Annotated in this window: 9 protein-coding genes; 6 read left to right on the top strand and 3 right to left on the bottom strand. The window is 76.0% G+C overall.

The features are described 5' to 3' along the window. Positions 1-50: 50 nt before the first annotated feature. Complete coding sequence (locus tag ACFU7Z_RS26845; protein ID WP_380780185.1) at positions 51-2156, bottom strand: sigma factor-like helix-turn-helix DNA-binding protein; 2106 nt, start codon at positions 2154-2156, stop codon at positions 51-53. Positions 2157-2288: 132 nt separating this feature from the next. Between ACFU7Z_RS26845 and ACFU7Z_RS26840 the strand changes: the two genes are divergently transcribed. Continuing rightward, positions 2289-3746 (top strand): DUF6350 family protein, encoded by a 1458-nt coding sequence (locus ACFU7Z_RS26840; RefSeq protein ID WP_380780183.1) that lies wholly within the window; start codon positions 2289-2291, stop codon positions 3744-3746. Positions 3747-3782: 36 nt separating this feature from the next. Here the strand turns inward: ACFU7Z_RS26840 and ACFU7Z_RS26835 are convergent, their stop codons facing one another. After that, positions 3783-4436: a hypothetical protein gene (locus ACFU7Z_RS26835; RefSeq protein ID WP_074003927.1), complete on the bottom strand. Its 654-nt coding sequence runs from the start codon at positions 4434-4436 to the stop codon at positions 3783-3785. A gap of 416 nt (positions 4437-4852) precedes the next feature. Here ACFU7Z_RS26835 and purN point away from each other — a divergent pair, with 416 nt between their 5' ends. Together purN and purH are read left to right on the top strand one after the other, a co-directional pair. Continuing rightward, a complete protein-coding gene (purN, locus tag ACFU7Z_RS26830; protein ID WP_049654788.1) occupies positions 4853-5512 on the top strand; it encodes a phosphoribosylglycinamide formyltransferase in 660 nt (219 codons plus the stop codon). Then, on the top strand, positions 5509-7086 hold the full coding sequence (gene purH / locus ACFU7Z_RS26825) for a bifunctional phosphoribosylaminoimidazolecarboxamide formyltransferase/IMP cyclohydrolase (RefSeq protein WP_074003926.1): 1578 nt from the start codon (positions 5509-5511) through the stop codon (positions 7084-7086). The genes purN and purH overlap by 4 nt, the downstream gene beginning before the upstream one ends. A 96-nt stretch (positions 7087-7182) precedes the next feature. Here the strand turns inward: purH and ACFU7Z_RS26820 are convergent, their stop codons facing one another. Further along, positions 7183-7794, bottom strand: a complete 612-nt coding sequence (locus ACFU7Z_RS26820; protein ID WP_049654791.1) for a hypothetical protein — start codon at positions 7792-7794, stop codon at positions 7183-7185. A 555-nt stretch (positions 7795-8349) separates the two neighbouring features. On the opposite strand from ACFU7Z_RS26820, the gene ACFU7Z_RS26815 reads away from it, so the two are divergent. The 3 genes from ACFU7Z_RS26815 (at position 8350) to ACFU7Z_RS26805 (ending at position 10857) form a co-directional block, all read left to right on the top strand. Continuing rightward, a complete protein-coding gene (locus ACFU7Z_RS26815; RefSeq protein WP_049654792.1) occupies positions 8350-9204 on the top strand; it encodes a bifunctional methylenetetrahydrofolate dehydrogenase/methenyltetrahydrofolate cyclohydrolase in 855 nt (284 codons plus the stop codon). Positions 9205-9223: 19 nt separating this feature from the next. Beyond that, on the top strand, positions 9224-9649 hold the full coding sequence (locus tag ACFU7Z_RS26810) for a DUF3017 domain-containing protein (RefSeq protein WP_049654793.1): 426 nt from the start codon (positions 9224-9226) through the stop codon (positions 9647-9649). Positions 9650-9864: 215 nt separating this feature from the next. Further along, positions 9865-10857 (top strand): malate dehydrogenase, encoded by a 993-nt coding sequence (locus ACFU7Z_RS26805; RefSeq protein WP_074003925.1) that lies wholly within the window; start codon positions 9865-9867, stop codon positions 10855-10857. Positions 10858-10893 lie beyond the last annotated feature (36 nt).

The following is a 10893-nucleotide window of genomic DNA, read 5'->3' as shown; positions in this document are numbered from 1 at the left end:
CGCCCTCCCCGGGCGGGGGCGCTCGCCGTTTCCGGCGCGCCCTCGGTCGCTCAGCGCTCCCTCGGCCCCGTGGTGCAGGGCAGCGGCGACCACAGCGGACAGGCCACCGGGCCCTGCGGCGGGGGAGCGGCTCCCCGGGTCGCCGCCGGCAGCTCCCAGCGCGCGGCCGCCTGCGGCCGCGGATCCACCAGGACGGCCTCCAGACCGGGCGCCGGGCTGCACCAGATGCTGGTGATGCCGTTCGGTGCCCCGTCGGGCAGCAGCGGCACACCCGGCCCCGCCGCGTTCGCCGCGTCCGCCGAGTCCGCCGCCTCCGACCCGGGGGCGGGCGGAGCGGCGGGCAGACAGGCCGCGGGCGTCGGTGGGGCGGACGGCCGGAACAGCCCCGCCGGGCGCACCCCCGCCAGGGTCGCCAGCACCGCCCCGCCCACCGCGAGCGTCAGCAGCGCCGCCGCACCCGTCCGGCTCGCCGTCCAGAGCCGGTGCCGGGCCCGCAGCACCGCCACCGGCGCACGGTGCGGCTCCGGGCAGCCGCGCACCGCCGCCCGGTGCAGCAGCCCGCTCAGCCCGTCCGCGAAGCCCGGCTCCGCCGGATCCGGCCCGACCAGCTCCGGCACCCACTGCGCCAGCGCCGCCCGCGCCGCCCACACCCGCCCCTCGGCCGCCGCCTGGGTGGACTCCACCTCCACCGCGACCGCCGCCGCCGGGAACCCCAGGCCGTCGTGCAGCACCAGCGCCCGGCGCTGGGGACGGGACAGCCGCTTCAGCGCCTTCAGCAGCGCCCGGTCCCGGTCGGTCAGCCGGTCGTGGTCCGGCAGCACCGCCTGCGACTCGTCGGCCGGCCGCACCCTGATCCGCCGGTGCGGCAGCCCCCAGGCGTGCGACCGCCGGGGCCCGCCCCGGTGCCACGGGGACAGCGCCAGCTCGCAGGCGCGCACCCGCACCCACCCCTCCGGGTTCCCCGAAGCGGTGACCGCGCCCCAGCTTCGGCGCGCCTCCCCGAACGCCCGCCGGACGCAGTGCACCGCCCGGTGCCGGCAGGCGGTCAGCAGGAACACCTGCTGCACCAGCCGGGTGTGGACGGTCTCGTAGAGCTCCTCGAAGGTGACCGCCGGGGCCTCCGCGTCGAGGTCGTCCTCCGCGCTCGAGGGCGCGGCGGCGGCCAGCGCCGCCCGGCCGGGGCTGACGGGGCCGCGCCCGGTGGGGGTGGCGTGCTCCTTCGGTGCCTGACCGGGGTCGGCGGACGCGCGCTCCACGGGGTCGGGTGCCGGCCGCGCTCCGTCGGCATCCTGCGCGGCCGGGGCCGGGGCCGGGGCCGGGTACGGAGCGCCGCCGCGGCCGTCCGCGTCCGGGGCGGCCGTCGGCGCGTGGCCGGGGTCTGCGGACGGGTGCCCGTTCGCGGACGGGGAGTTCTCCGTCCGGCCCTGTCCGGTGTCGGGGGCGTCAGCGTGCCGATCGGGATCGGCAGGGGGCGCCGACTCGCTTCCGCCGCCGGGTGGGCCGGGGTCGGCAGGGGCCGTCGGCTCGTGGTCCGTGGCGGCGCCTCCGGTCGGGAGCGCGGGCGTGCACGCCCCCTGCGCGCGCCCGGGGGTGGCGCCCCTTGTGGAGGCCTGGCGCGGATCCTCGGCCGGAGCCCCGGGGCTCGCGCCGCCCTCCACGCCCCGCGTCGGCCGGGTCGTCCGCGCGCGCTCGTCGGCGGTGGCCCGCGGGGTGCCGCCGGAGGGTGCCGGGGCGGGCTTCCCGCTCCGGGTGCGGCGCCGCTTCCCGGTCGCGTCCCCGCCTGCCCCCGTCCCCGTCCCCACCCCCGCTCCGGGGCCGGCAGCGGCCGGGTCGAGGCCGGCGGGGTTCGCCGGGCGCCTGGTCGGGCCGGGGTCCGGGGGGTGCGGCAGCGCGCCCGCCAGCAGGGCGAAGGCCTCCGCCTCGGTGCGGGTGCCGAGCTTGCGCAGGGCGCGCTGGAGGTAGCTGCGGGCGGTGTTCGGGGTGACCCCGAGGGCGGCGGCGGTGCGGGGGAGGTCGTGGCCGGCCGCGAGGTGGGCCAGGGTCTGGGCCTCACGGGGGGTCAGTTTCCGCAGCAGGCGGCCCGCGTCGGTCCCGGCTTGGTCGGGCTTGCGGTGGCGCTCCGGGGTGGGGGAGTCGGCGGTGGGTGGCGTGGTCATCAGACGCTCCGGGCCGGGGCGCCGGCGGCTTGGGGGCAGGGTCTGAAAATGCGCATAAGCCAATAATCTGGGACACGGCGGCGGTTTGGCGCTTCACGGAGCATGGCGAGTCGCCTTGGCACCATGTGGCCCATGACGCAGCTGATGGGTCGTCCGATCCTGGAACCGCCCGGCGTGTTGGGCGGACGCCCCGCGCTGGCCGACCTGTTGGCGGGAGTGCGGACGGCGCTGGTCGGCCTGGCGGCGGTCGGGCTGCCGGTGCTCGGGCTCTGGGTCGCGACGCCGTACGCGGACGACGGCGCGGCCGCTGTCACCCGGTTGGCGGGGGTGCTCTGGCTGCTCGGGCACGGGGCGCCGCTGCTGCGCGGGCCGACGGACGCCCCGCTGACCGTCACTCCGCTGCTGCTCGGCGTCCTGGCCGTGGTCCGGCTCCACCGGGCGGCCGCCGGGGTGGCGGCGCGGCGCGGGCCGCGCCCGCGCTGGGGCGGCCCGGCGGCGGTGTGGGCGGGGTACTGCGCGGTGGCCGTGGGGGTGGCGCTGCACTGCGCGGGCGACGGGCTGTTCCGCAGCCGGGTGCTGCTGGACGTCCTGGTGGTGGCGTCGGTCGCGGGCCTGGCGACGGCCGCCGGGGCCCGTTCGGTGACCGTCCTCGACGTGCCGGCCGACTCCCCGCTGGACCTCCTCCCGCCCCCGTACCGCCCGGTCGACGGCGCGCCGGTGGTCCGGGCCGCGGCGCTGGCGGCCGGGGCCGGGCTGGTCGCGGCGGGCGGCCTGCTGGTGGTGTGCTCGGCGGTGCTGGACGCGGTGGCCGGCGGCGGGCGCGGGATGGCGCTGCTGGGGAGCGGGCCCGTCGCGGTGGTGGGGCTGCTGCTGCTCGCGCTGGTGCTGCTGCCGAACGCGGTGCTGTGGGGCGCGGCGTACGCGCTGGGTCCGGGCTTCGCGGTGGGCGCCGGGACGGTGGTGTCGCCGGTCGGTACGGCGCTGGGCCCGGTGCCGGAGTTCCCGCTGTTCGCCCTGCTGCCGGCGGACGGGCCGGGTGGCTGGCGGCTCGCGGTGTCGGTGCTGCCGCTGCTGGCCGGGGTGGTACCGGCGGTGCTGCTGGGGCGGGCGGCGGCGGGCCGGCGGCTGCCGGGCGCCGGGTCGGGGGAGCGGCCCGAGCCCTGGCCGCCGGCCGCGACGGCGGTGGCCGCGCTGGCGGCGGCGCTGTCGGTCGGGGCCGGGGCGGCGGTGCTGGGCTGGCTCTCCGGCGGGGCGCTGGCGGGGGAGCGGCTGGCCTGGGTGGGGCCGGTGCCGTGGACGGGCCCGGCGGCGGCGGGCTGGATCGCGCTGGTCGCCGTCCCGGGCGCGCTGCTGGTCCGGTACCGCACGCTGGGCCCGGCGGACGGCGGGGGCGTGTACGCCCGGCTCGTGCGGCAGGCCCGCCGGGGCGCACTGGAACTGCGCGCCGGTACGTACGCCCTGGTGCTGCGGCTCTCCGGACCGGGCGTCGGGACCACCGACGAACCGGGCCCCGAGGACCGGGACCCGGCCGGCCCTGAGGATCAGGCCGTCCGCACGGATCAGGCCGCCCGCGCGGACCGGACCGAATGAGCCGCCCGGGAGACCCGACCGCTCCCGGAGGCCCGGCTACTCGGCGTTCCCGGTGAAGTCCACGTACCACTGCGGCGCGTACCGGTCGCAGTTCTGGGCGCCGACGGAGGTCAGCGAGTCCTGGACGCAGGTGACGTACTCGCGGTAGTGGTACCCGAGGCCGATCACCGAGGTGGCGACCACGATGGTCATCGCGCCGGTCAGGATCCCGGCGAGCGCGGCCGGGGTGAGCGGGTTCGACGCGGGGGCGACGGGGTACGGGCCGCCCGGCCCGGCGAGCGCGCCGGCGGCCGGGGCGGGCCGCCGGGCCCGCAGCGCGCCGACGCCCCAGACGATGCCGAGCGCCCCGGCCAGCAGGGCGATCCAGTGGAACCCCGTGAACAGGCAGACCAGCGCGAACGGTCCGGCCAGCGCGGCGTTGCGGGCCTTGCGGTGGGCCGGGTCCGCGGGGTCGAGCCGGGGCGGCTGCGGGGCCGGCGGCCGCTGGCCGGGGCGGCCGTCGCCGCCGGGGCCCCACGGCGGCGGAAGCTGCGGGCGTCCGCCGTCCTCGCCGCCGGGGCCTGCCGGCCCGCCGGAGCCGTCCTGGCCCCCGCCGGCCCAGGGGCTGCGCGGCTGCCACGGCTGGTCCGGGGTATCCGCCGGCGGCGGCGCGAAGGGGTTGCGCTCGCCGGTGTCGTCGCCGCTGCTCATGGGTTCAGCCATTCCTTCTCGGTCGGGGCTCGTTCGGAGGTTCTCGGGTCGGAGCGGTCTTCCGCGCCCCAATGATCCCGCAGGCCGATCCGGCGGCCGTCCGGCGGGATGGTCCCGCGGCCGTCCGGCGGGCCGCCCCCGGCCCGACGGTGGGCCGGTGCGGGCCGGGGCAACTCCGGTGCGGCGGGCCGGAGGAGATCCCCGTCTCAACTACGCGCGTAGCGCCGCCGGGAGGGTGCGGAGGCCGTCCGACCAGCCGTTATCGTGGTGACGGTCAGCAGCCCACAGAGGTTCCCCCGGGCCCGCGTCGCGGCGGGTTTCCCCGGAGTTCCCCCTCGCTCGACCTGCCGTTCGTAGTGGCCCCACCGCCGGTGGACGTACCAGCGGACGGCGCCCGACCTACGGAGAAACGCGCAGTGGCCGCCGCCCCCGCCCAGCACTTCCCGCCCCGTACGCCCGGACCGGCCCGCCTGGTCGTGCTGGTCTCCGGCTCCGGCACCAACCTGCAGGCGCTGATCGAGGCCGCCGCCGATCCGGCGTACGGCGCCGAGATCCTCGCCGTCGGTGCGGACCGGGACGGGATCGCCGGTCTGGAGCGGGCGGAGAAGGCGGGCCTGCCGACCTTCGTCCACCGGGTGAAGGACCACCCGGACCGGGCCGCCTGGGACCGCGCGCTGACCGCCTCCGTCGCCGAGTACCAGCCGGACCTGGTGGTCACGGCCGGTTTCATGAAGATCCTCGGCCCCGAGTTCATCGCCGCCTTCACCGGGCGGATCGTCAACACCCACCCCGCACTGCTGCCCGCCTTCCCCGGCGCCCACGGCGTCACCGACGCGCTCGCGTACGGGGTGAAGGTCACCGGCTGCACCGTCCACCTGGTCGACTCCGGCGTGGACACCGGGCCGATCATCGCGCAGGGCGTCGTCGAGGTCGTCGACGCCGACCACGCCGATGGCGGCGAAGCGCTGCACGAGCGCATCAAGACTGTCGAGCGCAAGCTGCTCGTCGACATCGTGGGCCGGCTGGCCCGCGAGGGTCACCGCATCGAGGACCGAAAGGTATGGATTCCGGCATGAGTGCCAGCTCCACCACCACGCCCGTTTCGGAGAACGTTCGTCCGATCCGTCGCGCGCTGATCAGCGTGTACGACAAGACCGGTCTGGAGGAGCTGGCCCAGGGCCTGCACGCCGCCGGGGTCGCCATCGTCTCCACCGGCTCCACCGCCGGCCGGATCGCCGCCGCCGGCGTCCCGGTGACCGAGGTCTCCGAGCTGACCGGCTTCCCGGAGTGCCTGGACGGGCGCGTGAAGACGCTGCACCCCCGCGTGCACGCCGGCGTGCTGGCCGACCTGCGGCTGGAGTCGCACCGCGCCCAGCTGGCCGAGCTCGGCGTCGAGCCCTTCGACCTGGTCGTGGTGAACCTCTACCCGTTCAAGGCCACCGTCGCCTCCGGCGCCACCCCGGACGAGTGCGTCGAGCAGATCGACATCGGCGGCCCGAGCATGGTGCGCGCCGCCGCCAAGAACCACCCCTCGGTGGCCGTGGTGGTCGACCCGGCCCGCTACGGCGACGTGCTGAAGGCCGCCCAGGAGGGCGGCTTCGACCTGGCCACCCGCAAGCGCCTGGCCGGTGCCGCGTTCGCCCACACCGCCGCCTACGACGTGGCCGTCGCCTCCTGGTTCGAGGCCGGCTACGCGCCCAGCGACGAGCGCTTCCCCGAGTTCCTCGGCGCCACCTGGGAGCGCCAGAACGTGCTGCGCTACGGCGAGAACCCGCACCAGGGCGCCGCGCTCTACAGCGACGGCACCGGCGGCCTGGCCGGCGCGCAGCAGCTGCACGGCAAGGAGATGTCGTACAACAACTACGTCGACACCGACGCCGCCCGCCGCGCCGCCTACGACCACGCCGAGCCGGCCGTCGCGATCATCAAGCACGCCAACCCGTGCGGCATCGCGACCGGCGCCGACGTCGCCGAGGCGCACCGCAAGGCCCACGAGTGCGACCCGGTCTCCGCGTACGGCGGCGTGATCGCCGTCAACCGCCCGGTCACCGTGGCGCTGGCCGAGCAGATCGCCCCGATCTTCACCGAGGTCGTCGTGGCCCCCGGCTACGAGGAGGGCGCCCTGGAGGTGCTCACCCGCAAGAAGAACCTGCGGGTGCTGCTCGCCCCCGAGGCCCCGGCCAACCGCCAGGAGGTGCGCCCGGTCTCCGGCGGCGTGCTGCTCCAGGACGCCGACCGGGTGCACGCCGAGGGCGACGACCCGGCGAACTGGACCCTCGCCACCGGCGAGGCGCTGACCGCGGCCGAGCTGGCCGAGCTGGCCTTCGCCTGGCGGGCCTGCCGGGCCGTCAAGTCCAACGCGATCCTGCTGGCCAAGGACGGCGCCTCGGTCGGCGTCGGCATGGGCCAGGTCAACCGGGTGGACTCCTGCAAGCTCGCGGTCGAGCGGGCCGGCGAGCGCGCCAAGGGCGCCTACGCGGCCTCGGACGCCTTCTTCCCGTTCGCGGACGGTCCGGCGATCCTGATCGCGGCCGGCGTCAAGGCGATCGTCCAGCCCGGTGGCTCGATCCGTGACGAGGAGGTCGTCGCGGCGGCCGCCGAGGCCGGCGTGACCATGTACTTCACCGGCGCGCGGCACTTCTTCCACTGATCCCGCCGCCGGCGTGACGGCGTGACGGAACGACAGAGCGGCCCGGCCCCCTCCGAGGAGGGAGCCGGGCCGCTCCGGCGTGGTCCTGCGGGCCGGTCAGTACCGCGGCCGGTTGAACCAGTTGACGCCGTCCTGGACGCACATGGCGGTGATCCAGATGATGCTGATCGCCAGCCAGAGCAGGGCCATGACCAGGCCGACCGCGGTGCCGCCGGTGATGGCGCCCAGCAGGATCAGCAGGCCGATCAGGGCGCCGAGCGAGCCGTACACGATGGTGGTGACCCGGACGGCGTTGCCGCCCTTGCCGAACTTCGCGCCGAGCGTGATGGAGAGCGCGGCGAACAGGCCGAACAGCACGGCGACGACGATCAGGACGCCGGCGGCGGCGTCGCCCAGCGCGGTGAACGGGTTGTCCTCGCTCGCGGCCCGGGTGGCGTTGGTGGCGTCCTTGGCGACCGCCCCGATGACCATGTAGAGGATCGCGAGCAGCGTCTGCACGCCGCCGACTATGAACAGCAGCACGCGGGCGGTGGTCACCAGGCCCGGCATGGACGGCGGGGCCATCGGCGCGTAGCCGTAGGCCGGGGCGGCCTGCGGGTAGCCGTAGCCCGGGGCGGCCTGCGGCGGCGGGGCCTGCTGCGGGTAGCCGTAGCCCGGGGCGGCCTGCGGCTGGCCGTACGGGTTGTTCGGGTCGGGCGGGTAACTCATGGATGCCTCCGGGCAGTTACGGGGACGCGGGGACGGGACGCTGACGGCCCGGTGCCGACCGGTGACAAGGGTCACCGGCCGAAGGGGACGTTAGCCGAGCGGGGTGACAGCCCGGCGGCGGTGACGGGCGCCGCGGCTCGGCAGCGTGGTGAGCGTCAGGGGCGCGAGGCAGCCGACGGGTGCGGTGCGGGCGGGACGGTGCCCCCGCGGTCGGACTGCTGGCTCTGCTCTGGTCGGCTCACTGGCTCTTTCCCCCGGGTACGCCCCACCGCGGGTCCGTCGGCCCGTCACCGGGCCGGTTCGCGGCGGGAATGCGCTTATCGTCATCCGGACGACGGCGCCCTGTCCAGCCGGTTCCGCGTGCCGCGCCGAGACTGTGGCGCAACCGCAATGTGCGGTGGACCTTCGTACCCGTCCGTTCACCCGCCGGTTCCCCCGGCTGTTCCCCCGCCCGGCCGGGCGCCCGTTCCCCGGCCCGGCCACCCCCGGAACCGCGGCCCGAGCGGTCGGACGCCCTCGGTACGGAGACCCCCGGCGATCCGGGAGAATGGGGTCATGACTGCCCAGATTCTCGATGGCAAGGCCACCGCCGCCGCGATCAAGTCCGAACTCGCCGCCCGCGTGGCGGCCCTCAAGGCGAAGGGCGTCACGCCCGGCCTCGGCACCGTCCTGGTCGGCGACGACCCGGGCAGCCGCTGGTACGTGAACGGGAAGCACAAGGACTGCGCCGAGGTCGGCATCGCCTCGATCCAGCGCGAGCTGCCCGCCACCGCCACCCAGGAGGACGTGGAGAACGTCGTCCGCGAGCTCAACGCCGACCCGACCTGCACCGGCTACATCGTCCAGCTGCCGCTGCCCAAGGGCCTGGACCAGAACCCGGTCCTGGAGCTGATGGACCCGGACAAGGACGCCGACGGCCTGCACCCGACCTCGCTCGGCCGGCTCGCCCTGGGCATCGACGGCCCGCTGCCGTGCACCCCGCTCGGCATCGTCGAGCTGCTGCGCCGCCACGACGTCGAGATCAACGGCGCCGAGGTGGTCGTGGTCGGCCGCGGCATCACCGTCGGCCGTTCGATCGGCCTGCTGCTGACCCGTCGCAGCGAGAACGCCACCGTCACCCTGTGCCACACCGGCACCCGGGACCTCGGCGCCCACCTGCGCAAGGCCGACATCATCGTGGCCGCCGCCGGCGTGCCGCACCTGGTCAAGCCGGAGGACGTCAAGCCGGGCGCGGCGGTGCTGGACGTGGGCGTCAGCCGCAGCGAGGGCAAGATCGTCGGCGACGTGCACCCGGGGGTGGCCGAGGTGGCCGGCTGGATCTCCCCGAACCCCGGCGGCGTGGGCCCGATGACCCGCGCGATGCTGCTCAACAACATCGTCGAGGCGGCCGAGCGCCGCGCCGGCATCTGACACCCCAGGGACGGCGAGCATGACTGAACCGCGATCGGCCCGGTCCCGCCGCAGGCCGGTCAAGACCACCGGCACCCTGCCGCCCGAGGGCTCGGCCGCGGCCCTCGGACGCGATCACGCCCTGCCGGTCCGGCAGTGGCCGATCACGCTCGTCCTGCTGGTCGTCGGCGCCGGCCTCGCGGTCACCTGGTTCGCCGACTTCAAGGACGGCTTCAAGTACGGGCTGCTGATCCTCGGCGGCGGCGTGCTGCTCGGCGCGGTGCTGCGGCTGGTGCTGCCCGAGGTCGGGATGCTGGCGGTGCGCAGCCGCTTCACCGACGTGATCGTGCTGAGCTTCCTGGGCCTCTCGATCGTGCTGCTGACCCTGGTGGCGCAGCCGAACCCGTGGGTGCAGATCCCGTTGCTCGACAACATCGGCCAGCTGATGGGCCGGCCCCGGCACTGATCCGCGGCCCGTGACGGCCCCCGCCCGACGCCATGGAAATCCAGGGCCCGGGCGGGGGCCGCCTTTCTTCTGTGACGCATCAGCCACGCCGGGACACCAGGCGTACGCTTCCCTTTGCGATAACCTGACGCCGGTCTCTCGACGTCGAGAGAGATCATCCTGGCTCCAGTGCCGGTGTGCCTGGGGCGCCTGGCGATTTGCTGGAGAAGGTAGAAATGACCCGCACCCCCGTCAACGTCACCATCACCGGCGCGGCCGGCCAGATCGGCTACGCGCTGCTCTTCCGCATCGCCTCGGGCCACCTGCTCGGCGCCGACGTGCCGGTGAACCTGCGCCTCCTGGAGATCCCGCAGGGCCTCAAGGCCGCCGAGGGCACCGCCATGGAGCTCGTCGACTGCGCCTTCCCGCTGCTGCGCGACATCACCATCACGGACAACCCGAACGAGGCCTTCGACGGCGCCAACGTCGCGCTGCTGGTCGGCGCCCGTCCGCGCACCGCGGGCATGGAGCGCGGCGACCTGCTGCAGGCCAACGGCGGCATCTTCGGCCCGCAGGGCAAGGCCATCAACGACCACGCCGCGGACGACATCAAGGTCCTGGTCGTCGGCAACCCGGCCAACACCAACGCCCTGATCGCCCAGCGCAACGCCCCGGACGTCCCGGCCGAGCGCTTCACCGCGATGACCCGCCTGGACCACAACCGCGCCGTCGGCCAGCTGTCCGCCAAGACCGGCGCCCTGGTCTCGGACATCAAGCGCGTCACCATCTGGGGCAACCACTCCGCGACCCAGTACCCGGACGTCTTCCAGGCCGAGATCGCCGGCAAGCCGGCCTTCGAGGCCGTCGGCAGCGACCTGGCCTGGCTGGAGAACGACTTCATCCCGACCGTCGCCAAGCGCGGCGCCGCCATCATCGAGGCCCGTGGCGCCTCCTCGGCCGCCTCGGCCGCCAACGCCGCCATCGACCACGTGCACACCTGGGTCAACGGCACCGCCGAGGGCGACTGGACCTCCATGGGTGTCGTCTCCGACGGCTCCTACGGCGTTCCGGAGGGCCTGATCTCCTCCTTCCCGGTCACCACCAAGGACGGCAGGTTCGAGATCGTCCAGGGCCTGGAGATCTCCGACTTCTCGCGCGCCCGCATCGACGCCTCGGTCAAGGAGCTGACCGAGGAGCGCGACGCGGTCCAGGAGCTGGGCCTCATCTGAGCCCGCCCCGCACGGCTCCACCGGCGGCCCGCCGCC

Source organism: Kitasatospora sp. NPDC057518, from assembly GCF_042802075.1.
GTDB lineage: Bacteria > Actinomycetota > Actinomycetes > Streptomycetales > Streptomycetaceae > Kitasatospora.
Note: the sequence above shows the minus strand (reverse complement) of the source record. Positions and strands in the feature narration are given on the sequence as shown.

Coding starts and splice junctions, on each gene's coding strand:
- purH (WP_074003926.1), top strand. CDS start 5,509: ATGAGTGCCAGCTCCACCACCACGCCCGTTTCGGAGAACGTTCGTCCG.
- ACFU7Z_RS26840 (WP_380780183.1), top strand. CDS start 2,289: ATGACGCAGCTGATGGGTCGTCCGATCCTGGAACCGCCCGGCGTGTTG.
- ACFU7Z_RS26835 (WP_074003927.1), bottom strand. CDS start 4,436: ATGAGCAGCGGCGACGACACCGGCGAGCGCAACCCCTTCGCGCCGCCG.
- ACFU7Z_RS26820 (WP_049654791.1), bottom strand. CDS start 7,794: ATGAGTTACCCGCCCGACCCGAACAACCCGTACGGCCAGCCGCAGGCC.
- ACFU7Z_RS26805 (WP_074003925.1), top strand. CDS start 9,865: ATGACCCGCACCCCCGTCAACGTCACCATCACCGGCGCGGCCGGCCAG.
- ACFU7Z_RS26845 (WP_380780185.1), bottom strand. CDS start 2,156: ATGACCACGCCACCCACCGCCGACTCCCCCACCCCGGAGCGCCACCGC.
- ACFU7Z_RS26810 (WP_049654793.1), top strand. CDS start 9,224: ATGACTGAACCGCGATCGGCCCGGTCCCGCCGCAGGCCGGTCAAGACC.
- ACFU7Z_RS26815 (WP_049654792.1), top strand. CDS start 8,350: ATGACTGCCCAGATTCTCGATGGCAAGGCCACCGCCGCCGCGATCAAG.